This is a genomic window from Blastococcus haudaquaticus, from assembly GCF_900230285.1.
Classification (GTDB): domain Bacteria; phylum Actinomycetota; class Actinomycetes; order Mycobacteriales; family Geodermatophilaceae; genus Blastococcus_B; species Blastococcus_B haudaquaticus.
On the sequence record NZ_OCNK01000001.1, the window covers coordinates 44,439 to 68,339 of the forward strand.

The window sequence follows — 23,901 nt, forward strand, 5'->3', positions numbered from 1 at the left end:
GGAGTAGCCGAAGTCGGCTACCTCTTGGGCTGTTTGACGGGCAGCAACGTTGCTGCCAAGAACGTCGCTCCCCCCACGACGAGCGCCGCGGTCGGGTCCCAGACGAGCAGGCACACCAGTCCCACGACCACGCCGACGAGCAACGCAGGGATCACCCGACGAACAGCGCCGGACCAGTACGACATGGTCAGACCGTAGCGATGCGACAGCCATGCCACACAGCGCCCGATGAGCCGTCAACCCCGAGTGGGTCAGGCGGGCATCGTGGCGGCTCATGCCGCTGCCCGCTGCAACCGCATCCCCAGTGCCTCGGCGACCTCATCGGGACCGGGAACCGCGCGCCCTGCCAAGTCGCTCAGAGTCCATGCGACCCGCAGGACAACGATCTCGCAGAAGTGACGCGGCCTCGTCGAGCGGAGGGGCCTCCCCCGCTGCGACGACGAGCGAGGTGCCTTCCCGAAGGCGGCAGCTGTGTGCCTCAGGATGTGGGCGTGCGTACGGGTCTGAGCGACGAACAGTGGCGCGAAGTCGAACAGGGCTGGCTCGTTGGCCCGGACACTCGTCGGTACTCCCGACGCACCAGTCGGGCCAAGAGGAAGGACGCCGAGCGTCTGGTGACGGAAGGCGCGCCGCTGGTCCTCTTCTACTGGGGTGGCAGTCAACTCGACTGGTTCGACGGCGTCGATGCCCAGGAGCAGTGGCAGACCGTCCGGCCGCACGTCATCACCGAACAGCCGCGCCGCAAGGGCCAGATCGAGTGGACGGCGGGGCGTTGGGAGGACGAGGAGGGGCGGCCTCTTCTTCTGCTCACCGGCCATTGCTGAGCGACACGAGCCCTTAGTAGGACCTGACTCTTCCAGCGCCGCAATCGAGCACGTGTGGGCTGGAAGATCCTCGTTGCCCGTCACGCCGCCGCCCGCTGTAGCCGCATGCCGAGCGCTTCGGCGACGTCGTCCGGACCGGGAACCGTCTGGCCCGCCAAGTCACTGATCGTCCAAGCGACGCGCAGCACCCGGTCGAAGCCGCGGACCGACAACGCACCTCGCTCCAGCGCCCGTTCGGCCAGCCGCAGCGCCGGGCGGGGTACGGCGAACCGCTCCCGCAACAGCCGCCCGGGGACCTGGCTGTTGACGGCGAGGCCGGTCCCCGCCAGCCGCTCCCCCGCCGCCGCCCGCGCCACGGCCACCCGCCGGGCCACCGCGGCCGTCGACTCCGGCTGCCCCACCCCGTCGAGCCAGGCGGCGCGCGTGACCGGCGGCAGATCCACCCGGAGGTCGATGCGGTCGAGCAGGGGCCCGGAGAGGCGGGACCGGTAGCGCCGTCGCTCCAGGGGGCTGCAGGTGCAGGCGGTGTCGCCGGCCGCGCTCGCGCACGGACACGGGTTGGCGGCGAGCACCAGCTGCGCCCGGCAGGGGAACGTCGCGGAGCCCGCGGCCCGCTGGATGGTCACCTGCCCGCGCTCCAGCGGCTGGCGCAAGGTGTCCAGCACCGCGCGCGGGAACTCGGGCGCCTCGTCCAGGAAGAGGACCCCGCGGTGGGCTCGGCAGACCGCGCCCGGGCGGATCTGGCCGGAGCCACCGCCGATCAGCGCCGCCATGGTCGCCGAGTGGTGCGGCGCCTCGAAGGTGGGCCGGGTGACCAGCGGTGCCCCGGTCGGGAGCGTTCCGGCGACCGAGTGGATCGCGGTCACCTCGAGCGCGGCCTGCTCGTCCAGGGGCGGGAGGAGGCCGGGCAGGCGCTCGGCCAGCATCGTCTTGCCGGCCCCGGGCGGCCCGGCGAGGAAGAGGTGGTGCCCGCCCGCGGCGGCGACCTCGACCGCCCGTCGTCCTGCCGCCTGACCGACGACGTCGCCCAGATCCAGCGGTGGCGGCGGCTCCGGCACCGGGCCGCGGACGTGCGCGGCGAGGCGCTCCCGTCCTGCCAGGTGGGCCAGGACCTGGGCGAGCGTCGCGGCCGCCAGCACCTCCACGCCGTCGACCAGCGCGGCCTCGTCGGCGTTCGCAGCGGGGACGACGACCTGGGCGTGCCCGGCACGGGCCGCCGCCAGCACGGCCGGCAGGACGCCGCGGATGGCGCGCACCGATCCGTCCAGTCCGAGCTCGCCCAGCAGCACCAGCCGGTCGACCGACTCCCGGGGCACCACTCCCGACGCAGCGAGGACCGCCGCGGCGAGTGCCAGGTCGAACCCGCTGCCCTGTTTCGGCATCGAGGCCGGCGACAGCCCGATCGTGATCCGCCGCTGGGGGAAGCTCGCCCCGGCGTTGACGACGGCCGCACGCACGCGGTCGACCGACTGCCGGACCACCGCGTCGGGAAGGCCGACCAGGGCGACGTGCGGCACCCCTTGGGCCATGTCGACCTCGACCTCCACCATGGCGCCGTGCACCCCGGCCAGACCCACCGACCAGGTGCGGGCGAGCGTCACAGGAAGGCCGCCCGGAGGTGGGTGACGACCGCCGGCCGCGCGGAGCGCACGAGCACGCCCACCACGTCGAACCGGAGCTCCGGCGCGTGCTCGTCGTGCGCGGCCAGCCAGCGGTGCGCCAGGGTGCGCAGCCGCCGCTGCTTGGCGGGGGTGACGGCCTCGACGGGATGCCCGTAGCCGACGCCGCGCCGGGTCTTCACCTCGCAGAAGACGAGGGCGTCGCCGTCACGCGCGACGATGTCGAGCTCGCCCTCCCGGCAGCGCCAGTTGCGGTCGAGCAGCCGGAGACCGGCCGAGGTGAGGTAGGCGGCGGCGATGCGCTCGCCGTGGACGCCGAGTTCGGAGGTGGTGGTGGACACCGGTCGACCGTCGCCCGACCGGGGAGTCGGGTCCAGAGCGCGTGGGAACCTGTGGACGGCACACCCGGCTGTGGACGTGCGACCGGCCGGACGACGCGAGGAGGGCACCGTGATCCTCGTGGTGGGCGCGACGGGACAGGTGGGCAGCCTCGTCGTGCGGCGGCTGCGGGCGGCCGACCAGCCGGTGCGCGCGATGGTCCGCGACCCGGCGACGGCGACGGATCTCACTGCGACCGGGGCGGCCCTGGCCGTCGCCGACCTCGGCTCCCCGGACACGCTCGACGCGGCCCTCGAGGGGGTGACGGCGGTGGCGTCCACGGCCAACGCGATGGCCCCCGTGCGGCGCGGCGACAGCGCCGCCCTCGTGGACACCGGTCACGCGGAACTGGTGCGGCGAGCGGAACGCGCCGGCGTGCAGCGGTTCGTGGTCGCCAGCGTGCCGCGGACACCGCTGGACGAGCGGGTCCCCGTGGCCCGGACCAAGCGACGTACGGAGCGGCTGCTCGAGCACTCCGGCATGTCCTGGCTGTCGCTGCGGATGCCACCTTTCACCGAGGTGTGGCTGGCCCTCGTCGGCAGCGAGCTGCCGTTGCGGGGTGAGAACCGGACGACCCTCGGTCGTGCCTATCCCACGCTCCGGCGCTTCCGGCGGCTCACCGGGGCCACGATCGACCGGCGCGGCCTGATGCTGGTGCCGGGGCCGGCCTCGACTCGGCAGGCGTTCCTGTCGGTCCACGACGCGGCCGCCGGGCTCGCCGCAGCGGTCCGGCCGGAGACCGGCGAGGGACCGCTCGACCTCGGTGGCCCGGAGGCGCTGTCCTGGACCGAGGTCGCCGGCATCTACGAGCGGGTGCTCGGCCGCCGGGTCCGGGTCGTCAGCCAGCCCGCCGGCGGCTACGCCGTCCTGTCGACGGTCCTCGCGCCGGTCGCGCCGTCCCTGGCCGGCGTCCTGGCGCTCAACCGGCTGCTGGCCACGTCCGGTACCGACTGGGACACCACCGAGGCCGCACGGCAGCTCGGGCTGGGCCAGCTGCGGACGGTCGAGGAGATCCTCCGGGCGAAGGCGGCACTGCCGCCGACCCGGTGATCCGCACGAGGACGGCTAGGCCGACCAGCCCGTGAGGACCACGAACAACGCGAACAACCCCACCACCAGGACGGCCCCGGACATGCTGGTGAGCAGCATCCAGCCCCGACCGGCGGTGATGGGCCAGTCGGGAGCGGCTCCGCGATGAGCCTGCTGCAGTCGCCGGGAATTGGCGAACCGCTCCTCGCGCACGGGGAGGCCGCTCGCGTCCAGGACGTCGAAGGGCCACATCTGCTCGAAGATGCGCTGGGACGCCCGCATGCTGCGCGCCAGCACGCGGCCGCCGGAGTCGACGAGGAGCAGCCGGCCGGCGAGCTCGTCGGACAGGAAGAACCACGGGTAGACGACCCGGACCAGCTCGGCCAGCTGACCGGGACCCTCCCCCAGGGTCAGGTCCACCCGCCGTTCCCGGAGTCCGTCACCCACCCAGGTCGCGGTTCCCGCCGAGCGGTCGACCACCAGCCGGCAGCGCCGCAGTGCCGGCTCGCGGTCGGGCGTGCCCTTGAAGTAGCTCATGTCCGGCATGCCGGGCCGGATCTCGACGGCGTTCACGGAACCTCCTGCCACTGGACCCCAGCGGCCAGCTCGTCGAAATGGGGCAGCCAGCGTTCGGCCTCGCGCGGGTCGGGCAGCGACGTGGACAGCACCCATCCCCCGCTCTCGAAGGGGAACACGTAGGCGATGAAGTCCGACAGCGCGCGCGACTCCTCCGTCCACGCCCGCTGGCGCACCCGGAAGCGTCGGAGACCGGGGCCGGACAGGTGCTCCACCTGGGGCTCGACGAGCTGCTGGCCCCCCGGCAGCAGGATGTCGTCGACGATCCGGTCGTCCGGGGTGCCCCGCGGGAAGCGGAGGCCGCTGAGCCGGAACACCGCACGAGGACCGCGGGCGAGCTCGGGACAGAAGACGAAGGCCCCGAAGCAGGGAACGACGAAGGCGCTGCGCGCCATGATCTCCAGCTGGGCGCCCAGGACCTGCACGTCCAGCGCGCTGTAGGGCTGCCCGGACGAGGCCCACAGCTGATCAGCGGCCGCGGGCGCCCAGCCGGCGATGTCGTCGTCCGCGGACACCTGGGCCCATCCGGCCGGGTAGTCGACGACGATGTCGGGGGGGCCGTCGCCCACCTGATCGCCCACCTGATCGCTCACCCCATCGCTCACCTGGTCACCCACCGGAGGCTGCCGCCCATCACGTCGAAGAGCTGCACGAGGGGCGGTGCGAGCTGCTCGATCGGCGTGGTGAAGGTGAGCACCAGCAGGTCCCTCGTCCCGGGCAACGGCACGAAGTAGTCGACCTGGGTGACCGTGAGGACGCCGCCGGGCAGGTCGCCCTGGCCGTCGACCCTCTCCCGGCGCGTGGTGAGCCGGCGCACCGCCGGCCCGGCGGCCACCTCCACGACGCCGATCTCGCGCACGCTCGAGGTGCCCGAGCCGGCGGCCAGGGTGCCGACGAGGGAGTCGAGCGCGTCGCCGTTCCCCTGGCCCGCCAGATGGGTGACCAGGCCGGACGCGGGCACGGGCTGACCCGCGACCGGGGCGACGCTGAGCAGTACGTCCAGGCCGCCCTGGCGGGCCGCCGACTCGAGGACGGCGGTGAGCTCCCGGGTCAGCGCGGCGCGCAGGGTCTCGCGCTGCTCGACGGGGACGTCGGCCACCCGCTCGGTGACGAGGTTCTTCACCCGCAGCGGTACCCGGCCGTCGAGCGGGATGCGCGCCCACCCGGGTGGGAGCAGCAGCGTGAAGTCCCGGGCGATCCGTTCGGCAGCCGTCATCGGTGCGGCGACAGGGGCATGGACCACTGGTCGACGATGTCGGCGCGCGCCGCCTGGTCGCGCGCCTCCTGGGCGGGCTCGGCGAAGAAGTTCGTGTGGATGTCGAGGGCCGACTTGCCGTTGGTCACGACGCCGGGCACGGTCGTGCCGCCGACGACCATCGCCCCGGCCAGGCCGGTGAGGACCGACAGCTGTGCGCTGTTCCCGACGGTCTGCCGGACGTGGTTGATCGCCGACAGCGCCTGGGCCGTGGGGAGGTCGGCCATCGCCAGGCCGCGGGTGAGGCCGCTGCTGGCGGCCGTCGCCGCCGCCGTCGCCACCCCCGCCGACGCCGTGGCCGCCGCCGAGTCCGCGGCGCCGAAGGAGGCACGCAGACCGGGCGACAGGCTCATCACCGGGCGGGCGAAGGGCACGAACCGGCCCACGTCGTACAGCAGCGAGGACCGGCCGGCCGCGCTGAACGCCGCACGGCCGGCCCGCGCTCCGGCGACGCGGCCACCGGTGCGCGAGGCGACGCTCAGCAGGCCGCGGGCACCGGCCGTGACGCCCTTGCCCAGGCCCAGGGTCAGCACGCCGGCGAGGTCCCACAGGACGTCGCTCAAGGAGCCGTTGTCGGTCGCCCACAGCGCGGTATGGCCGAGCAGCGAGACCCCCGTGAGGAGCGTGCTGCCGGCCAGCAGGAGGGGCACCAGAGCGGCGAGCAGGGTGCCACCGGTGGCGACCACGGCGATGATCACGGCGGCGATGGTGAGCACGAGGGCGATCGCGGACAGGACGTCGAGGACCTTGGAGATCCAGCCGGCGTTGCGGTCCCACCACCCGTCGGCGACGTCGTCGTCCCGGCCGTTCCGGAGGATGCCGGCCGCATCGCGGGCGATGCGGTGGTACTCCTCGACCGCCTCGCGGTAGTCCGACGTCGCCGTCGAGAGCCGGTCACCGGCTGCCTGCACCGCGTTGTCGTGGAGGCGTCGGGCCTCCCCCGCCGCAGCGACCTGCTCGGGGGTGGCGCCGGCGCCCGCGGGGGTCGGGTCGGAGTTGCGCAGGGCGCGCTGCTCGTCCTCGGCCGCCTGGGCGCGGCGCACGGCGTCGTAGGCGTCGGTCTGCACGTCGGCGAGCCCGTCGGCGTACTGGTTCAGCGCCCGCGCGGCCGCCTCGTAGCGGCCCTGGGCCTTCACGATGCGCTCGGAGAGATCGCCGGCGACGGAGACGAAGTTGTCCCCCGCCTCGCTCTTCCAGCTGCTCCGCGCCTGCGAGGTGAGGGTCCGCAGGTGGGCCGCCTGGCTCTCGATCTCGGCGGCTGTGTTGGCGTAGCGGCGGGCGAGGTCGCCGACGGCCCCCGCATCACCCGGGACGCCGTTGCGGTCGTCGACCGGATCGAAGGAGGCCGGCGGCACGGGGCTGACGCTCATCGGGGTGCCTCGGTCGCGGTCTGGATGGACTGAGCCAGCTCGTTGTCCGCCTGGATGTAGGCCTCACGGCTCTTGCTGGCCGCCTCGTACACCGCCTGGAGCGACTTCAGCAGCTTCTCCCTGTTGTGCTTCCAGTCGTCCACGAACTCGCGCATCTCGTCGAGCAGCGCGTTGCGGCCGATCGCGGTCTCTGCGTCCTCGACGATGTCGGACGCCCGCTCGAACTCGTGCATGAGCATGCCGAGACTTCCGGCGGTCTCGCCGAGCAGGTCGAGATCGACCTCCAGATCAGCCACGCGCGCTCCTCCTCCGTAGGACCGTTACTGAACCTAATGGTTCTCGGCGAGCGGTCACCACAGGGCGGGAAATCTGTGGACGACGCCAGGCGGCTGCCGTGGGGCCGTCAGGGGATCTGCGGGCTCTCCGGCAGCTCGAGGTCGGGCTTGTCCAGCTCCTCGACGTTGACGTCCTTGAACGTCAGCACCCGCACGTTGCGCACGAACCGCGCCGGCCGGTACATGTCCCAGACCCAGGCGTCGGACAGCTTCAGCTCGAAGTAGACCTCGCCACCGGCCTCGCGGACCTGGAGGTCGACGGAGTTCGCCAGGTAGAACCGCCGCTCGGTCTCCACCACGTAGGTGAACTGGCGGACGATGTCCCGGTACTCGCGATAGAGCTGCAGCTCCATCTCGGTCTCGTACTTCTCGAGATCCTCGGTGCTCATCGAACCTCTCCGGGCACTGGGGTCATGGCTCCATCATCGACCATGCCGACCGCCGCCGTGACCGGGAGGTTGCGCGCCGCGTGCGCGTCCCGGGCGCTGCGCACGTTGACGAAGCGCATCCGGTGCTCCGGGCACGGCCCGTGCCGGTCCAGCGCGGCACTGTGCACGTCGGTGATGTAGCCCTTGTGGCCGGCGAAGTCGTACTCCGGCCAGCGCTCGTGCAGCTCCAGCATGATGCGGTCCCGGGTGACCTTCGCCAGGACGGACGCTGCCGCGACGCAGGCCGCCACGCGGTCCCCCTTCCACACCGCCAGACCCGGCCGGGTCAGCCCCGGCACCGGGAAGCCGTCGGTCAGCACGTAGTCCGGGCAGGGGTCGAGCGCGGTGACCGCGCGACGCAGCGCCTCGATGTTGGTGACGTGCATGCCCCGCTCGTCGAGTTCCTCGACGGGGATGACGACCACCGACCACGACAGGGCACGGTCGACCACTTCCGCGTACACCCGCTCGCGGGCTGCCGCGGTCAACAGCTTGGAGTCGGCGAGCCCGGGCACCCGCCCGCGACGGCCCGAGGGGAGCACGCAGGCAGCGGCGACGAGCGGACCGGCGCAGGCGCCCCGACCGGCCTCGTCGGCACCGGCGACCACCTCGAACCCGCGCCGGCGCAGCGACCGCTCCATGTCCCAGAGGGAGTCGGGGCGGTCGTCGTCGCCGATCGCGCGACGGGCGCGCACGGCAGGGCTCGACGTCGGGTGGGTGGTTCGGGAGGCCATCGCGGTCCGACAGTACGACGGGCGGTTCACCGGACGACGACCGACACCGTCCGGACGGCAGAACGGGCCGACCCCGGATGGGGCCGGCCCGTTCTGCCGGAGGAAGGTGCCGTGGGTCAGAGCTCGGCGAGCCCCAGGTCAGGGCTGGCCAGGTCGGCCTCGGGCCCGTCGGTCTGGTGCGCGGTGGCCTGCGGTGCGCCGTGGGCGCCACAGGTGCAGCCCGGCTGGCGGTTGGAGAGCACCAGCGAGACGGCGTGCGCCCGGTCGCGGGCACCCAGCTTGCGCAGGATGGCCTTGACGTGGGACTTGACGGTGTCCTCGCTGATGAAGAGGTTCCGCCCGATCTGCCGGTTGGACTGGCCCAGCAGCAGCTCGTCCAGCACGTCAGACTCGCGCCGGGTGAGCGGCACCTCCGGCGTGAAGGGCTTCGCCGCGGGGACGCCGGTCGGCTCGACCCGGCGGATCTGCGGGTCGACGACGGTCCGGCCGGCGCGGGCGGCGAGGATCGCCCAGCCCAGCAGGGTCGGCGACGTGTTGATCATGAGGTAGCCGCGGATGCCCGCCGCGATCGCCTCGTTCACGATGGCCGGGTCCTCGGACGTGGCCAGGGCGACGATCGCGACACGGGGGAAGCGGCGCCGCAGGTCGCGGCAGGCGTTGAGGGTCGCGGCGCGGCCGGAGCCGAGCTCGACGACGACCGCGTCGGGGCGGGCCGACTCGACCAGCGTGAGGGCGCGACGCAGTTCGCCGGGCGTACCCACCGACTGCATGCCGGCCGTCTCGTTGATCATGCTGACCAGGCCGCGACGCAGGACGGGCGCATCAGCGAGGAGGAGCACGCGGGTGACCCCGCGGGCATTGCTCGCCATAGGTGCAGACACAACTGACTCCGTTTCGACTCCGGGAACTTGCAATGTCTCCATCGGAAGGGTGAAACGGTTACTTGAATACTTTTCTCGCATTTTCTTCATTGGTATCTGCGGCAGCAGATTGATGCGAGGCCGGTCACAACTGACCCACAGAACGGTCGTGAGCCGCGCAGCGGAATGCGACGCCGCAGTACAGGGCACTGCGGAATGGTCGAACCGGGAGCGACGGGTCAGTCGTCGGACGACCGGCGCCGTCGCAGCCAGGCCGTGATCGGCAGCGCGCCGGCCAGTCCGATCGCCCACGGAGTCACCGTCGAGGCCGTCACGGTCGAGGCGGTCAGGTCCGACGGATCGACAGCTGCGGCCGCCGCGTCCTGGATGTCGGGGTCGTCGAGGAGACCGAACCGGCTGACCGGCCAGACGATCACGGCCGCCTTGCCGATCACGTCGTCCACCGCGATGGTGCCGCCGTACCGGTCGCTGACGTGCGACCGGGAGTCCGCCGACGCCGAGCGGTGGTCACCCATCACCCAGAGCCGGCCCTCGGGGACGGTCACGGGTCCGAAGGCCCGCGACTCCTGGGGGGTGTTCTCGAAGATGTAGGGCTCGTCGACCGGTTCGCCGTCGACGGTCACCCGGCCCTCGGGGTCGCAGCACTGGACCGTCTGGCCCTCGACGGCGATCACCCGCTTGACGAAGTCGTCCTCGCTGGGCGGCGCGACGCCGACGGCGCGCCCCAGCCACAGCAGCGCCCCGGTGAACCAGTTGCTGGGCTCGGCGACGGACACCTCGGGCGTCCAGGTGTCGGGGCCCTTGAAGACGACGATGTCGCCGGGTTCCGGATCGCCGAACCAGTACGGGACCTTGTTCACCAGGACGCGGTCGCCGGTGCAGCCGGTGCAGCCGTGCAGCGTCTGCTCCATCGAACCGGACGGGATGAAGAACGCCTGGACGAAGAACGTCTTGACGACGAGGGCGAGCACGAACGCGATCAGCAGGAGCACCGGCAGCTCGCGGAGCAGCGAGCCCTTCTTCGCCGGCTTCTCGCGACGTGCGCGGCGCGAGCCCCGTCCGGTCGTCCCGTGGGTGACGGACCCGTCGTCGTCGCGGTCATGCGGGTCGTCGCCCGGAAACACGTCGGCGGGCCCCCCGGGCCGATCGCTGCTCATCGGGGAGCAGCCTACGGCCCGGGAGACCCGCCGCGAGCTCAGCCGGTCGCGACCGGCTGTCAGCGTGTCAGTGCGACGTCACTCAGCGAGTGACGACGTCGCGCTTCTCCTTGATCTTCGCGGCCTTGCCGCGGAGCTCACGGAGGTAGTACAGCTTGGCGCGCCGGACGTCACCGCGGGTGACGACCTCGATCTTCTCGACGACCGGGGTGTGCACCGGGAAGGTGCGCTCCACGCCCACGCCGAAGCTGACCTTGCGCACGGTGAAGGTCTCGCGGATGCCGCCGCCCTGACGACGGATCACGACGCCCTGGAACACCTGGATGCGCGAGCGGTTGCCCTCGACCACGCGCACGTGCACCTTGACGGAGTCCCCGGGGCGGAAGTCGGGGATGTCATCACGCAACGAGTCGGCGTCGAGTGCGTCCAGGGTGTTCATCTCAGCAGTCCTCAGTTCTAGCGGCTCGATGCGGTCGGACAGCAGCGTGCGCCGGCCGTCCGTTCCGGGGTGGCTGCGCTCCCGTAGGGAGCCACCGTCAGCGATCACCGACGGCCTGCAGCAGCTCTCTACTGTGCCACATCTTCAGGCGACGATGCGCGGCGGCCCCGTCCACGGACCGCCGAGCAGCTCCGGCAGCCGGTCGGCGAGGTCGCCCGGGGCGAACGTCGCACCGCTCCCGGCGATCTCCGTGACCGACCACCAGCGGTGCGGCTCCTCCCCGAGCAGCTCCAGCTCCGTCCGGCCGGCCGGGTCGACCTCGTGCACGACGTCCCGGAGGACGAAGAACGTCTCGCGGGAGTCGATGTCCACGCCGGCGAAGGCGCCCACGTGACGGCGCAGCCACACCGGGCCCTCCAGGTCGGCCGGCCCGACCGCCAGGCCGATCTCCTCGGCGAGCTCGCGGACGGCGGCCTCGCGGACGCTCTCGCCGTCCTCCACTCCCCCGCCGGGCGTGTACCAGAACAGGACGTCGCCGGGCGGGACGGCCGGATCGGTCAACCGGGCGCCGAGCAGCAGGATGCGACCGGCCGGGTCGAGGACGACGACGCGGGCGGTCGGCCGGACCCATGGCTTCCCCCGCTCGCCCGGTGTCACGGCTGGTCCAGCACGGCCCGATCGGCGTCGGTCAGCCCGTCCTCGGGCAGCGCGGCCAGCAGGTCCGGACGACGGCCGGCGGTGCGCTGCAGCGACTGCGCCCGGCGCCAGCGGGCGATGGCCGCGTGGTCGCCGGACAGCAGCACCGGCGGCACCTCGTGCCCGCGCCAGGTCGCCGGACGGGTGTAGGACGGACCCTCGAGCAGGCCGTCGGCGTGCGAGTCGAACTCAACGGACTCCCGGTTGCCCACGACGCCGGGCAGGAGCCGGGTGACCGCCTCGACCATGACCAGGACGGCGGACTCGCCGCCGGCGAGGACGTAGTCGCCGATGGAGACCTCGGAGACGGGTCCGGAGTCGGCGGCCCAGTCGGCGACCCGCTGGTCGATGCCCTCGTAGCGGCCGCAGGCGAAGACCAGGCCGGGCTCGGCGGCCCACTCCGCGGCCATGGCCTGCGTGAACGGGCGCCCGGCCGGTGTCGGGACGACGAGCCGGGTGCCCTGCGGGCGGACGGCTTCCAGTGCCAGCGCCCACGGCTCGGGTTTCATGACCATCCCCGGACCACCCCCGTACGGGGCGTCGTCGACGGTCCGGTGGACGTCGTCGGTCCACTGCCGCAGGTCGTGCACGCCGACGGTGACCAGACCCCGCTCCGCGGCCTTGCCGAGCAGCGACTGGCCCAGCGGCGCCATGTACTCGGGGAAGATCGTGATGACCTGGATGTCGTAGGCCGTGGAGCTCACAGGTCGAGCAGCCCCTCGGGGGGATCGACCACCAGGAAGCCCCCGTCCAGGTCGACCGTGGGGACGATCACCGAGACGAAGGGGACCAGCGCCTCCCCGCCGTCGGTGCGGCGCAGGACCAGCAGGTCCTGGGCCTCGTGCCGGACCGCCGTCACCTCTCCCACGACCGAGCCGTCGGGCAGCCGTGCGGACAGGCCGACCAACTGGTGGTCGTAGTAGGAGTCGGGCTCCTCGATCTCCGGGAGATCGGCGACCGGGACCAGCAGGAGCGTGTTGCGGAGGGCGTCGACCTCCTCCCGGGTGCCGTAGACCTCACCCGAGGGGGCGGCGATCTGCAGCAGCAGCGTGCCGCTGTGCCATTTCTTGTCGACGATCGTCAGGGGTCCGCGCCGAGGCGGATCGGTGATCAGCGTCGTCCCGGGAGCGAACCGGAGGTCCGGGTCGTCGGTGCGGACCTCGACGGTCGCGAGACCACGGACACCGTGGGGTCGGCCGATGCGGCCGACCACCACGGTGTCGATGTCGTGCGAGGGCTCCGGCAACGTCAGCCGTGCTCAGCGCCCGTCGGTGTCGACGACGTCGACCCGGAGGCCCCGTCCACCGACACCGGTCATCACCTGGCGCAGCGCCTTGGCGGTGCGCCCCCCGCGGCCGATGACCTTGCCGAGATCGTCGGGGTGCACCCGGATCTCGAGGGTCTTGCCGCGGCGGTTGGTGAGCAGGTCGACGGTCACGTCTTCCGGGTGGTCGACGATCCCCTTGACCAGGTGCTCGAGCGCGTCTTCGAGCACGTCTTACTCGGTGGGCGTCTCGGCGGCGTCCGCGGCGGGAGCCTCGGGCGCTGCGTCAGCGGCGGGGGCCTCGGCAGCCGGAGCGTCGGCAGTCGGAGCGTCCGCGGTGGCCTTCTTCGGCGCGGCCTTCTTCTTGGCGGTCGTCGCCTCGGTGGTCGGCTCGTCCATGCCGGCGCGGACGGCGGCCTCGTAGAGGGCCTTCTTGTCCGGCTTGGGGGCCGCGACCTTCATCGGGGCCGGAGCCGGCTCGCCCTTGAACTTCTGCCAGTCGCCGGTGACCCGGAGGATGGCGGCGACGGCCTCGGTCGGCTGAGCGCCGACACCGAGCCAGTACTGCGCCCGCTCGGAGTCGACCTCGATGAAGGAGGGGTCCTCCTTGGGGTGGTACTTGCCGATCGTCTCGATCGAGCGGCCGTCACGCTTGGTCCGGGCGTCGGCGACGACGATGCGGTAGTACGGCGCGCGCATCTTGCCCAGGCGCATGAGCTTGATCTTGGTGGCCACGGTGGGTGGTGTACTCCTCGAACGCTGTGTGGTTGCTCGCCGGGACGGCGTGTGGGGTTACGCCGGAGCGGAGCGATGGACACGGCCGGGAACGGTGAGAGGGCCGCTACCGCCGTGTTCGACCGACCATGATGCCAGATCCCCGGAGGAGCGCTGTGGCCAGGCGTTGGTCCGGTGCACCACAGCGAACCGCGGTTGCCCGCCTCCGGCCGGCCCGCCGACCCGCAGGGTGCGGACGGATGCCAGGTGGAGCTGCGCGCCGGGCCCGGATCAGCCGCGGACGGCGGCCTGTACCCGGGCACCGACCTCGGCGACCGGCACCTCCTCGCGCACCCCGGTCCTGCGGTCGCGGACCTCGATGACCCCCTCGGCCAGCCCTCGGCCGACCGTGACGATCGTGGGCATGCCCAGCAGCTCGGCGTCCTTGAACTTCACGCCGGGAGACACCTTCGGCCGGTCGTCGAAGAGGACGGTGAGCCCGGCGGCGACCAGCTCGCCCGCCAGCGCCTCCGCGGCCTCGAACACGGCGGCGTCCTTGCCCGTGGCGACGAGGTGCACGTCCGCGGGCGCCACCTCGCGCGGCCAGACCAGGCCGAGCTCGTCGTGCGTCGACTCGGCGATCGCGGCCACCGCCCGGGAGACGCCGATGCCGTAGGAGCCCATGGTCACCGTGACCAGCTTGCCGTTCTCGTCGAGCACCTTGAGGTCCAGCGCCTCGGCGTACTTGCGGCCGAGCTGGAAGATGTGGCCCAGCTCCACGCCCCGGGCGAGCTCCAGCGGACCCGAGCCGTCGGGCGCCGGGTCACCGGCCAGCACCTCGGCCGCCTCGATGACGCCGTCCCAGGTGAAGTCGCGCCCGGCGACCAGGTCGAACACGTGCTTGCCGGGCTCGTTGGCCCCGGTGATCCAGCGGGTGCCGGGCACCACGCGGGGGTCGACCAGGTAGCGGATCCTCGACGCGCTCTCGGTGCCGAGGACCTGCGGCCCGATGTACCCCTTGACGAGCGCGGGGTTGCCGGCGAAGTCGGTGAACGCCTCCACCTCGGCCGGCGCGAGCTGGGCCTCCAGCCGCTTGGCGTCGACCTCGCGGTCACCGGGCAGGCCGATGACCAGCGGCTCACGCGTGCCGTCGGGGTGCGCCAGGGTGACGACGACGTTCTTCAGCGTCGAGGCTGCGGTGTAGCCGGCGTCGGGGAACAGCTGCTGCGCGACGGCGACCAGCGTCTCGATGGTGGGGGTGTCGGGGGTGTTCTCGACGTGGGCCTCGGGCAGTCCCTCCAGCGGGATCGCGTCCGGGACGACGGTCGAGACCGCCTCCACGTTGGCCGCGTAGCCGCCGGGCGAGCGGACGAAGGTGTCCTCGCCGATCGCGGTGGGGTGCAGGAACTCCTCGCTCCTCGAGCCGCCCATCGCACCGGACATCGCCGAGACGATCACGTAGTCCAGGCCGAGCCGGTCGAAGATCTTGATGTAGGCGGCGCGGTGTGCGGCGTACGAGCGGTCCAGACCGGCGTCGTCGACGTCGAAGGAGTAGCTGTCCTTCATGGTGAACTCGCGCCCGCGGAACAGCCCCGCCCGGGGTCGCGCCTCATCCCGGTACTTGGTCTGGATCTGGTAGAGCGAGAGCGGCAGGTCCTTGTAGGAGCCGTAGAGGTCCTTCACCAGGAGCGTGAACATCTCCTCGTGGGTGGGGCCGAGCAGGAAGTCGTTGCCGCGACGGTCCTGGAGGCGGAAGAGGTTGGGGCCGTACTCGGTCCACCGGCCGGTCGCCTCGTAGGGCTCGCGGGGCAGGAGCGCCGGGAAGTGCACCTCCTGCGCACCCATCGCGTCCATCTCCTCGCGGACGATGCGCTCGACGTTGCGGAACACGCGGAAGCCCAACGGCAGCCAGGTGAACCCGCCGGGGGCGGCCCGGCGGATGTACCCGCCGCGGGCCAGCAGGCGGTGGGAGGGGACCTCGGCGTCGGCCGGGTCGTCACGCAGGGTCCGCAGGAACAGGGTCGACATCCGCAACAGCACGGGGGAAGTCTCCCAGGAGGACGGAAGCAGGTATCCGGAGCCCCGGAAGCCGGGGCGGCTACGTCTCCTCCGGGTCGGCGCCTCGGGCGGCACGACCACCGTCCACGGGGATCACCGCACCGGTGACGTAGCTCGACGCGTCGGACAGCAACCACGTCACGACGGCGGCGACCTCGTACGCCTCGCCGACGCGACCGAGGGGATGGAGTCGCGCCATCTGGGCCCGGGTGCGGGCCGCCGCCTCCGGACCCTCCTGCTCCAGGAGACCGTCGTACCGCGCGGTGCGGATGGAGCCGAGAGCCACGGTGTTGACCCGGAGGCCGGCGTCGCCGTGATCGACCGCGACGGCCCGGGTCAGCCCCTCGACGGGGCCTTCGCGACGACGTAGGGAAGCGCCCCGCGGACGGCCCGCTGCGCCTGGTGGCTCGAGACGTTCACGATCGACCCGCCCGATCCGGCCGCGAGGAACCGCTTCACGGCGGTCGCGCAGCCGGTCAGCGCCGGGGCGAGGTTCAGCTCCACCAGGTCCAGGACCTCACGGGCGGACGCGGTGTCCAGCCCGGCATCGCGGAAGACCGCCGCGTTGTTCACCCACCCGACCAGCCGGCCGGCCTCCTCGGCACGGTCGGCGGCCTCCTCGGCGACGCGTTCCTCGGCCGCGCTGCCGGTCACGACGGCCAGTCTCGAGCCCGCCGCGTGCGACTCCGCCCATGGCACCGCGTCGGGATCCCGCTCCACCACCACGACGGAATCGCCCTCGTCGAGGAGCGCCTCGGTGACGGCGCGTCCGATGCCGCGTCCGCCACCGGTGACCACGTGCGCCCGCCCGGTGGCCGCTGTCCTGCGCGTCACCATCCCTGCGTCCTCCGGATCATCGATCAGGCGACGATGCGCCCGCGCAGGACGGTGAGCCCGGGGCGGGACAGCACCTCGAGGTCGGCACGGGGATCGGCGTCGAACACGACGACGTCCGCCGGTGCGCCCTCCTCGATGCAGGGCAGACCGAGCCAGGCCCGGGCACTCCAGGACGCCGCCGCCAGGGCCGCCTCGGCGGGGAGGCCGGCGGCGTGCAGTGCTCGGACCTCGTCGGCGATCCGGCCGTGCTCGATCCCGCCACCGGCGTCGGTGCCGGCGAACACCGGCACGCCCGCTTCGAACGCGGCCCGGACGACGGCACCCGAGTCGGCGTACAGCCGCCGCATCGTGCTCGCGTAGGCGGGGAACTTCCGCTCCCCCGCCTCCGCGAAGCCGGGGAAGTTCTCCACGTTCACCAGCGTCGGGACGACGGCCGTGCCCCGGGTCGCCATCTGGCCGATCAGCTCCTCGGTGAGCCCGGTGCCGTGCTCGATGCAGTCGATGCCCGCTGCGATCAACCCGGGCAGCGCATCGGTGCCGAAGGTGTGCGCCGTGACCCGGGCGCCCTCGGCGTGCGCGGCCGCGATGGCCGCCTCGAGCCGGTCCTGCGGCCACTCCGGGGCGAGGTCGCCGACGCTGCGGTCGATCCAGTCGCCGACCAGCTTGACCCACCCGTCGCCGCGTCCGGCCTGGACGCGGACCTCGTCCACGAGGGCGTCCGGCTCGAGCTCGACACCGAGACCGGGGATGTAGCGGCGGGTGCGGGCGATGTGCCGGCCCGCCCGGATGATCCGGGGCAGGTCCGGCTCGTCGTCGAGGGCCCGGGTGTCGACGGGCGAGCCGCAGTCGCGCAGCGCCAGCACGCCGGCGGCGCGCTCGGCGAGGGCCTGCTCGCGGAGCCCGTCGAGGTCGTCGACGTGGGCGCCGCCCATCCCGATGCCGACGTGGCAGTGGGCGTCGACCAGCCCCGGCAGGAGCCAGCCGCCGGTGCTGACGGTCTCCGCGCCGGGGACGGACTCGAAGGTGAACCGGCCGTCGCGCACCCAGACGTCGCGGTGCTCCCCCTCAGGGAGCACCACGCCGGACAGGTGCAGGCCGGAGAGGTGCAGCGGGGCGGTCACCGGCCGGGCCGGTCGTCCTTGAACTGGTCGAAGTTCAGCTTCGTAAGGTCGGGCAGGCCCTGGCCCATCCCGGGCGGCAGCTGAGGCATCCCGCCGGGCATGCCGCCACCGGGGAACCCGGCACCCGGCGGGAGGCCGGGAGCGCCGACGGGCCGCCGCGCGGGGCCGCCCTTCTTGCCGCCCTTCCCCTTCTTGCCCTTCTTCGACTGCGCCTGCATCTGGCGTCCGCGCTGCTTCTTCGACATGGGACCCATGCCCGGCAGACCCATGCTGCCGGCCATCTGGCCCATCATCTTCTGCGCCTGGACGAAGCGTTCCAGCAGCTGGTTGACGTCGGTGACGCTGACGCCCGACCCGTTGGCGATGCGCACCCGCCGCGACGCGTTGATGATCTTGGAGTTTGCCCGCTCGGCCGGTGTCATCGACTGGATGATCGCCGCGGTGCGGTCGAGGTCGCGGTCGTCGACCTGCTTGAGCTGCTCCTTCATCGCTCCCGCGCCGGGGAGCATGCCGAGGAGGTTGGCGATCGGGCCCATCTTCCGGATGGCCATCATCTGCTCGAGGAAGTCCTCGAGGGTGAAGCCCTCGCGGGAGGCCAGCTTGCCGGCCATGCGCTCGGCCTGGTCGGCGTCGAAGGTCTTCTCGGCCTGCTCGATCAGGGTGAGCACGTCGCCCATGCCGAGGATGCGCGAGGCCATGCGCTCGGGGTGGAAGACGTCGAAGTCGGTGAGCTTCTCGCCGGTGGAGGCGAACATGATCGGCTGGCCGGTCACGTGCCGGACCGAGAGCGCGGCACCACCACGGGCGTCGCCGTCGAGCTTGGTCAGCACGACCCCGCTGAAGCCGACGCCCTCCTGGAAGGCGGTCGCCGTCGTGACGGCGTCCTGACCGATCATCGCGTCGACGACGAACAGGGTCTCGTCGGGCTGGACGACGTCCCGGATCCCGGCGGCCTGGGCCATCAGCTCGGCGTCGATGCCGAGGCGTCCGGCGGTGTCGACGACGACGACGTCGTGCATCGTGCGCCGGGCGTGCTCGATGGAGTCGGCCGCCACGCGGATCGGGTCGCCGACGCCGTTGCCCGGCTCGGGGGCGTAGACGTCGACGCCGGCCTGGCCGGCCACGATGGACAGCTGGTTGACCGCGTTGGGGCGCTGCAGGTCGCAGGCCACCAGCAGCGGGGTGTGCCCCTGCTCCTTGAGCCAGCGGCCGAGCTTGCCGGCGAGGGTGGTCTTACCGGCGCCCTGCAGACCGGCGAGCATGATCACCGTGGGCGACTGCTTGGCCAGCCGGATGCGGCGGGTCTCGCCGCCGAGGATCCCGATGAGCTCCTCGTTGACGATCTTGATGACCTGCTGCGCCGGGTTCAGTGCCTGCGAGACGTCCGCCCCGCGGGCCCGCTGCTTGACCGCATCGATGAACGCGCGGACCACCGGCAGGGCGACGTCGGCCTCGAGCAGGGCGATGCGGATCTCCCGCGCCGTCGCGTCGATGTCGGCGTCGGTCAGCCGGCCCTTGCCACGCAGGCCGGTGAAGACCTTGTCCAGGCGGTCGGAGAGGGTCTCGAACACAGCACGTCCTCAGCAGTTGTCACGGGCGCGGGAGACCCGCGCCACCTGACCCCAGGGTATCGACTCGCCTCAGGCGGCGATGCGGGCGCGCACGACGTCGGCCACCGGGGACAGCTCACCCTTCACCACGGCCGAGCCGCACTCGACGCACGCCCACTCGGGGCACTCGCCGCCCGCGTCGGTGTGCCCGTCGGCGCAGGGCGGCTGGACGTGCTCGGTCGTCTCGCCGCACGGGGGGCAGGGCCACAGTCGGCTGTCCACGTGCACTCCTTCGCCAGGGGGACGGTTCCGTCCCGGTCGCTCGACCGTCGCACGCGCCACCGACAGTTCTCCGGAGCTAGCCCGGCGTGTCGGCCCCGCGGAGCTCCTCGGCCGAGGCGGCGCCGACGGTCGCCGCCACCAGGGCCACCTCGACCCGCCGGCGCTGGTCGGGCTCGACCGGCGAGCCGGAGGGGTTGCAGACGTAGAAGCAGTCGACGGCGTCGGCGCCGAGGGTCTCGATGCGGGCCGACGTCACGTCCAGCCCCTCCCCCGTGATCGCCGCCGTGAGCCGGTACAGGAGCCCCGCCCGGTCGGCGGCGCGCACCTCGACGATGCCGGTGGCGGCACCGCTGACCTCGCTGTTGTGCCAGGAGATGCGCGGCGGCACGGCCCGGCCGCCGTCCTGCCGGTAGTCGGCCTCGCGCTGCCGCAGCCGCTCGGCCAGCGGCAGGGTGCCCTCGAGGGCCGCCCGGACGGCGTCGGCGAGGATCTCGGGCACGGGCGCGCGACCGAACCGGGGACGCACGGCGAAGACGCCGGTCCCGTACCCGTCCTCGACGGACATCTTCGCGGCCCGGACATCGAGCTGGTTGAGGGCCAGGACACCTGCGCACGTGCTGAGCAGCCCAGGACGGTCCGGCGCGCGAACGGTGACCTGCTGGCCGTCGGCGACGTCCTCGATCCCCACCGTCACCGCGGCGGCGGTCTCGGCGGAGTCGGGCAGCGGGGCAATCACCTGGGCCCCGGACGGATGGAGCAACGGCTCCGGCGCGGAGACGGGTCCGCCGCCGAGCTTGCCCTGCACCCGTGCGACGAGCGCGGCCACGAGATGCGCCTTCCACGGCGACCAGGCCGAGGCGCTGGTCGCGGCCCCGTCAGCCTGCGCGAGCGCGTGCAGCAGCTGGAGGACCGCGGGGTCGGAACCGATCGTCGACGCCACCCGGTCGATGGTGGCGGGGTCGTCGATGTCCCGGCGGGTGGCCGTCGCCGGGAGCAGCAGGTGGTGCCGGACGAGGGTCGCCACCGTGGCGACGTCGGCCTCGCCGAAGCCCATCCGGGCGGCGATCCCCGCCGCGATCGGCTCCCCCACCTCGCTGTGGTCGCCGGGCCACCCCTTGCCGATGTCGTGCAGGAGCGCCGCCACGAGGAGGAGGTCGGGCCGGTCGACGTCGTGGGTGAGCTCCGCTGCTGCGGCGGCGGCCTCGACCAGGTGCCGGTCGACGGTGAACCGGTGCCACGGATGACGCTGCGGCAGCGACCGGATGCGGTCCCACTCCGGGATCAGCCGGGCGAGCAGCCCCTCCTGGTCCAGCTGCTCGAGCACCGGGACGGCGGACCGCCCGCTGGCCAGCAGCCGCAGGAACGACCAGCGCACCTCCGCGGGCCAGGGCTCGACCACCGGCGGGCTGTGCACGGCGAGCACCTTGAGCGTGTACGGCGACAGCAGCAGGTCCGCACGCGCGGCGGCCGCGGCCGCGCGCACCAGCAGCCCCGGGTCGGCGGCAGGCTTGGCGCCCTGGGCGAGCACCACCTCGTCGCCCTGCCGGACCACGCCCTCGGCCAGCGGCTCCCGGCGCACGCGCCGGTACCGGCCGCGGGGACGGCGGACGAGGGCTGCCTCCACCCGGCGCCACGTCTCGTCCGCGACGAAGGCCAGCCGCCGCCCGGCCAGGCTCACCTCGCGGAGCAGCGCGTCCTCGTCGGCGAGGCCGAGGGCGACCGACACCGGGCGCTGCTCCTGGCGGACCAGCACGTCGTTCGGCCGCCCGCTGCGCCGGCGCAGCTCGTCGCGCACGTCGAGCAGCAAGGCGTAGGCCCGCTCCACCTCGGCACCGGGCTCGTCGCCGAGCTGCGCGGCGGCGACCGCCCGCAGGACCTGCCCCTCCCGCAGGCCGCCGTAGGCCTCCTTGAGGTCGGGCTCGAGCAGGAACGCCAGCTCGCCCAGTTGCCGGGAGCGGTCACGGCGCAGGTCGCGGAGCTGCGGCAGGAGCCTCGATGCCGACTGGCGCCAGCTGGCCAGGGTGGCCGTGCGCAGGCGCGCGGCGAGCTCGGCGTCACCGGCCACGAAGCGGACGTCCAGCAGGCCCAGACCCGCCTTCACGTCGGTGGACGCCACCGCCACGGCCTCGCCGACGGTGCGCACGGAGTGGTCCAGCCGCAGTCCGGCGTCCCAGACGGGGTACCAGAGCGCGTCGGCGACGGCTGCGACCTCCGGACGGCCCTCGTGGACGAGGACGAGGTCCAGATCCCCGTGGGGCGGCAGTTCGCGCCGCCCGAGGCTGCCGACGGCGACCAGCGCCAGTCCGTCGGTGCCGCTGAGCGGCGGCGGTCCCCCGCGGCGCTGCTTCGGCGGCGGCGTGCCGCCGACGGCGTCGGCCAGCAGGCCGTCCAGCCAGGTGTCGAGCGCCTGGACGCGCTCGGCGCGGCTCAGTCCCGGCAGTGCCGCGAGGTCCAGCACGTCGTCCTCCTCGTGAACGGCACCGTCGTGGGAAGAGCGTCGGCCGGGGCGGTGGACCATCCCACCACCCCGGCCGACGTGCGGCCCCGTCCCCTCCCCCGGCCCCCTGCAGGGTCCCGCGGCGAGCGCGCGAGTCGTGGGGGGCAGGGGGTCCTTCAACGAGGGATGAGGAGGACGGGGTCCTTACTCAGAGCGCGTCGTCGCCGCGCTCGCCGGTGCGGACCCGGACGATCTCGTCGATCGTCGTCACCCACACCTTGCCGTCCCCGATCTGACCGGTCGAGGCGGCCTCCACGACCGCGTCGACGACGCGGGCGGCGTCCAGCTCGCTGACGACGACCTCGATGCGCACCTTGGGCACGAAGTCCACCTGGTACTCCGCACCGCGGTAGACCTCGGTGTGGCCGCGCTGGCGGCCGAAGCCCTGGACCTCGCTCACGGTCAGACCGGCGACGCCGATCAGCTCGAGGGCGTTCTTGACGTCGTCGAGCTTGAACGGCTTGACGATGGCGGTGACGAGCTTCATGCCCCGACCCCTTCGGTGCTACGGGCCTCGGCGCGAGCCTGGCCGGCCAGTGGTGCAGTGGAACCGCTGCTGCCGAGCGAGGCGAAGTCGTAACCGGACTCCGCGTGCACGACGTTGTCGATGCCGGTGACCTCGTCCTCCTCGGTGATCCGGAAGCCGATCGTCTTCTGGATGACGAAGCCGATGACCAGTGTGAGGACGAAGGAGAAGGCCAGCACGGCGAGCGCGCCGACGACCTGACGCCACAACTGGTCGACGCCACCACCGTAGAAGAGTCCGTCGACACCCGCCGGAGCGTCCGCGGTGGCGAGGAAGCCGATGATGATCGTGCCCACGAGCCCGCCGACCAGGTGCACGCCGACGACGTCGAGCGAGTCGTCGTAGCCGAACCGGTACTTCAGGCCGACGGCCAGGGCGCAGAGCACACCGGCGACGACACCGGTGATGATCGCGCCGATCGGCGAGACCGCGGCACAGGCCGGGGTGATCGCCACCAGGCCGGCGACGACGCCGGACGCGGCGCCGAGCGACGTCGAGTGCCCGTCCCGGATCTTCTCCACGAGCAGCCAGCCCAGGGTGGCGGCGGCGGTGGCGACGAGCGTGTTCACCCAGGCGACCGACGCGGTGTTGTTCGCCGCCAGCGCGGACCCGGCGTTGAAGCCGAACCAGCCGAACCAGAGCAGCCCGGCGCCGATCATGACCAGCGGCAGGTTGTGCGGCCGCATGGCCTCGCGCCCGAAGCCGCGGCGCTTGCCGAGCACGAGGGCGAGGGCGAGACCCGCCGCACCGGCGTTGATGTGCACCGCGGTGCCGCCGGCGAAGTCGAGGGCAGCGAGGTTGTTGGCGATCCAGCCACCGGTGTGGGTGACGGTGCCGTCGTCGTCGGTGAGCGTGAAGTCGAAGACCCAGTGCGCGACCGGGAAGTACACGATCGTCGCCCAGACGCCGGCGAAGACCATCCAGGACCCGAACTTGGCCCGGTCGGCGATGGCACCGGAGATCAGCGCGACGGTGATGATGGCGAAGACGGCCTGGAAGCCGACGAACGCCATGGCGGGCAGGCCACCCTCCTCGCCGGTGGTGTCCTCCATCAGGCCCTTGAGGCCGAAGAACTCGCCCGGGTCACCGAGGAGGCCGGCGCCCACGTCGTTGCCGAACGCGATCGAGTAGCCGTAGATGACCCAGAGGACGCTGATCAGTGCCAGCGCCCCGAAGCTCATCATCATCATGTTCAGCACGCTCTTGGCGCGGACCATGCCGCCGTAGAAGAGCGCGAGGCCTGGGGTCATCAGCAGCACGAGCGCCGCGCTGGTGAGGATCCAGGCGGTGTCGCCGGTGTTGACCACGGCAACCTCCTGAGTGGGTCGTCG

Annotated in this window: 30 protein-coding genes; 2 read left to right on the top strand and 28 right to left on the bottom strand. The window is 72.9% G+C overall.

The features are described 5' to 3' along the window. Positions 1 to 17: 17 nt before the first annotated feature. Positions 18 to 185, bottom strand: coding sequence for a hypothetical protein (locus CRP30_RS22385; RefSeq protein WP_159961473.1), 168 nt, complete (start codon positions 183 to 185; stop codon positions 18 to 20). An 87-nt stretch (positions 186 to 272) separates the two neighbouring features. Next, positions 273 to 536: a magnesium chelatase subunit ChlI family protein gene (locus CRP30_RS23465; RefSeq protein ID WP_500784481.1), complete on the bottom strand. Its 264-nt coding sequence runs from the start codon at positions 534 to 536 to the stop codon at positions 273 to 275. Between CRP30_RS23465 and CRP30_RS22390 the strand changes: the two genes are divergently transcribed. Beyond that, positions 492 to 824, top strand: coding sequence for a hypothetical protein (locus CRP30_RS22390; protein ID WP_097181986.1), 333 nt, complete (start codon positions 492 to 494; stop codon positions 822 to 824). The two genes, CRP30_RS23465 and CRP30_RS22390, sit on opposite strands and share 45 nt — an antisense overlap. A gap of 80 nt (positions 825 to 904) precedes the next feature. On the opposite strand, the gene CRP30_RS00240 is transcribed toward CRP30_RS22390, so the two are convergent. Continuing rightward, positions 905 to 2,425, bottom strand: coding sequence for a YifB family Mg chelatase-like AAA ATPase (locus CRP30_RS00240; protein WP_097181987.1), 1,521 nt, complete (start codon positions 2,423 to 2,425; stop codon positions 905 to 907). Next, entirely contained in the window at positions 2,422 to 2,784 is a 363-nt protein-coding gene (locus CRP30_RS00245; RefSeq protein WP_097181988.1) for a YraN family protein, read from the bottom strand. The genes CRP30_RS00240 and CRP30_RS00245 overlap by 4 nt, the downstream gene beginning before the upstream one ends. A 109-nt stretch (positions 2,785 to 2,893) precedes the next feature. On the opposite strand from CRP30_RS00245, the gene CRP30_RS00250 reads away from it, so the two are divergent. Next, the gene (locus tag CRP30_RS00250; protein ID WP_159961476.1) at positions 2,894 to 3,871 is read left to right on the top strand and encodes an SDR family oxidoreductase; all 978 of its coding nucleotides are present in this window, start codon (positions 2,894 to 2,896) and stop codon (positions 3,869 to 3,871) included. A 15-nt stretch (positions 3,872 to 3,886) separates the two neighbouring features. Here the strand turns inward: CRP30_RS00250 and CRP30_RS00255 are convergent, their stop codons facing one another. The 24 genes from CRP30_RS00255 to CRP30_RS00365 all read right to left on the bottom strand — a co-directional run bounded on the left by CRP30_RS00255 (position 3,887) and on the right by CRP30_RS00365 (position 23,877). Further along, positions 3,887 to 4,423 (bottom strand): hypothetical protein, encoded by a 537-nt coding sequence (locus CRP30_RS00255; protein WP_097181990.1) that lies wholly within the window; start codon positions 4,421 to 4,423, stop codon positions 3,887 to 3,889. After that, entirely contained in the window at positions 4,420 to 5,019 is a 600-nt protein-coding gene (locus tag CRP30_RS00260) for a hypothetical protein (protein ID WP_097181991.1), read from the bottom strand. Before CRP30_RS00260 ends, CRP30_RS00255 begins: the two co-directional genes overlap by 4 nt. Positions 5,020 to 5,027: 8 nt before the next feature. Further along, positions 5,028 to 5,669 (bottom strand): hypothetical protein, encoded by a 642-nt coding sequence (locus tag CRP30_RS00265; protein WP_143278378.1) that lies wholly within the window; start codon positions 5,667 to 5,669, stop codon positions 5,028 to 5,030. Next, positions 5,639 to 7,051 (bottom strand): WXG100 family type VII secretion target, encoded by a 1,413-nt coding sequence (locus tag CRP30_RS00270; RefSeq protein ID WP_097181993.1) that lies wholly within the window; start codon positions 7,049 to 7,051, stop codon positions 5,639 to 5,641. The genes CRP30_RS00265 and CRP30_RS00270 overlap by 31 nt, the downstream gene beginning before the upstream one ends. Next, a complete protein-coding gene (locus tag CRP30_RS00275; RefSeq protein ID WP_097181994.1) occupies positions 7,048 to 7,347 on the bottom strand; it encodes a DUF6507 family protein in 300 nt (99 codons plus the stop codon). The genes CRP30_RS00270 and CRP30_RS00275 overlap by 4 nt, the downstream gene beginning before the upstream one ends. A gap of 107 nt (positions 7,348 to 7,454) precedes the next feature. After that, positions 7,455 to 7,775, bottom strand: coding sequence for a DUF2469 domain-containing protein (locus CRP30_RS00280; RefSeq protein ID WP_097181995.1), 321 nt, complete (start codon positions 7,773 to 7,775; stop codon positions 7,455 to 7,457). Then, complete coding sequence (locus CRP30_RS00285) at positions 7,772 to 8,548, bottom strand: ribonuclease HII (protein WP_097181996.1); 777 nt, start codon at positions 8,546 to 8,548, stop codon at positions 7,772 to 7,774. The genes CRP30_RS00280 and CRP30_RS00285 overlap by 4 nt, the downstream gene beginning before the upstream one ends. A 116-nt stretch (positions 8,549 to 8,664) precedes the next feature. Continuing rightward, positions 8,665 to 9,429 carry a LuxR C-terminal-related transcriptional regulator gene (locus CRP30_RS00290; protein ID WP_235003077.1) on the bottom strand — a complete coding sequence of 255 codons (765 nt, stop codon included), beginning with the start codon at positions 9,427 to 9,429 and terminating at the stop codon, positions 8,665 to 8,667. Between the two features lie 218 nt (positions 9,430 to 9,647). Then, positions 9,648 to 10,586: a signal peptidase I gene (lepB, locus tag CRP30_RS00295; protein ID WP_097181997.1), complete on the bottom strand. Its 939-nt coding sequence runs from the start codon at positions 10,584 to 10,586 to the stop codon at positions 9,648 to 9,650. Between the two features lie 82 nt (positions 10,587 to 10,668). After that, positions 10,669 to 11,025, bottom strand: a complete 357-nt coding sequence (gene rplS / locus CRP30_RS00300) for a 50S ribosomal protein L19 (protein WP_097181998.1) — start codon at positions 11,023 to 11,025, stop codon at positions 10,669 to 10,671. A gap of 144 nt (positions 11,026 to 11,169) precedes the next feature. Further along, the gene (locus CRP30_RS00305; protein WP_097181999.1) at positions 11,170 to 11,682 is read right to left on the bottom strand and encodes an NUDIX hydrolase; all 513 of its coding nucleotides are present in this window, start codon (positions 11,680 to 11,682) and stop codon (positions 11,170 to 11,172) included. Continuing rightward, entirely contained in the window at positions 11,679 to 12,425 is a 747-nt protein-coding gene (gene trmD, locus CRP30_RS00310) for a tRNA (guanosine(37)-N1)-methyltransferase TrmD (RefSeq protein WP_097182000.1), read from the bottom strand. The genes CRP30_RS00305 and trmD overlap by 4 nt, the downstream gene beginning before the upstream one ends. Continuing rightward, positions 12,422 to 12,967, bottom strand: coding sequence for a ribosome maturation factor RimM (gene rimM / locus CRP30_RS00315; protein WP_097182001.1), 546 nt, complete (start codon positions 12,965 to 12,967; stop codon positions 12,422 to 12,424). The genes trmD and rimM overlap by 4 nt, the downstream gene beginning before the upstream one ends. Positions 12,968 to 12,979: 12 nt before the next feature. Continuing rightward, on the bottom strand, positions 12,980 to 13,216 hold the full coding sequence (locus CRP30_RS00320) for an RNA-binding protein (protein ID WP_089336030.1): 237 nt from the start codon (positions 13,214 to 13,216) through the stop codon (positions 12,980 to 12,982). Positions 13,217 to 13,219: 3 nt separating this feature from the next. Then, positions 13,220 to 13,720 carry a 30S ribosomal protein S16 gene (rpsP, locus tag CRP30_RS00325; RefSeq protein WP_097182002.1) on the bottom strand — a complete coding sequence of 167 codons (501 nt, stop codon included), beginning with the start codon at positions 13,718 to 13,720 and terminating at the stop codon, positions 13,220 to 13,222. Positions 13,721 to 13,990: 270 nt separating this feature from the next. Beyond that, a complete protein-coding gene (locus CRP30_RS00330) occupies positions 13,991 to 15,739 on the bottom strand; it encodes a proline--tRNA ligase (RefSeq protein ID WP_097182003.1) in 1,749 nt (582 codons plus the stop codon). Positions 15,740 to 15,797: 58 nt separating this feature from the next. Continuing rightward, positions 15,798 to 16,193: an SDR family NAD(P)-dependent oxidoreductase gene (locus CRP30_RS23180; RefSeq protein WP_200814571.1), complete on the bottom strand. Its 396-nt coding sequence runs from the start codon at positions 16,191 to 16,193 to the stop codon at positions 15,798 to 15,800. After that, positions 16,094 to 16,594 carry an SDR family NAD(P)-dependent oxidoreductase gene (locus CRP30_RS23185; protein ID WP_255407320.1) on the bottom strand — a complete coding sequence of 167 codons (501 nt, stop codon included), beginning with the start codon at positions 16,592 to 16,594 and terminating at the stop codon, positions 16,094 to 16,096. Before CRP30_RS23185 ends, CRP30_RS23180 begins: the two co-directional genes overlap by 100 nt. Before the next feature lie 23 nt (positions 16,595 to 16,617). Beyond that, positions 16,618 to 17,715, bottom strand: coding sequence for an amidohydrolase family protein (locus CRP30_RS00340; RefSeq protein WP_235003078.1), 1,098 nt, complete (start codon positions 17,713 to 17,715; stop codon positions 16,618 to 16,620). Then, complete coding sequence (gene ffh / locus CRP30_RS00345) at positions 17,712 to 19,286, bottom strand: signal recognition particle protein (RefSeq protein WP_097182004.1); 1,575 nt, start codon at positions 19,284 to 19,286, stop codon at positions 17,712 to 17,714. Before ffh ends, CRP30_RS00340 begins: the two co-directional genes overlap by 4 nt. A gap of 69 nt (positions 19,287 to 19,355) precedes the next feature. Further along, on the bottom strand, positions 19,356 to 19,547 hold the full coding sequence (locus tag CRP30_RS00350) for a hypothetical protein (protein WP_097182005.1): 192 nt from the start codon (positions 19,545 to 19,547) through the stop codon (positions 19,356 to 19,358). Positions 19,548 to 19,623: 76 nt separating this feature from the next. Further along, entirely contained in the window at positions 19,624 to 22,005 is a 2,382-nt protein-coding gene (locus CRP30_RS00355) for a [protein-PII] uridylyltransferase (RefSeq protein ID WP_097182006.1), read from the bottom strand. A 187-nt stretch (positions 22,006 to 22,192) separates the two neighbouring features. Continuing rightward, positions 22,193 to 22,531 (bottom strand): P-II family nitrogen regulator, encoded by a 339-nt coding sequence (locus CRP30_RS00360; protein WP_091980408.1) that lies wholly within the window; start codon positions 22,529 to 22,531, stop codon positions 22,193 to 22,195. Continuing rightward, complete coding sequence (locus tag CRP30_RS00365; protein WP_097182007.1) at positions 22,528 to 23,877, bottom strand: ammonium transporter; 1,350 nt, start codon at positions 23,875 to 23,877, stop codon at positions 22,528 to 22,530. The genes CRP30_RS00360 and CRP30_RS00365 overlap by 4 nt, the downstream gene beginning before the upstream one ends. Positions 23,878 to 23,901 lie beyond the last annotated feature (24 nt).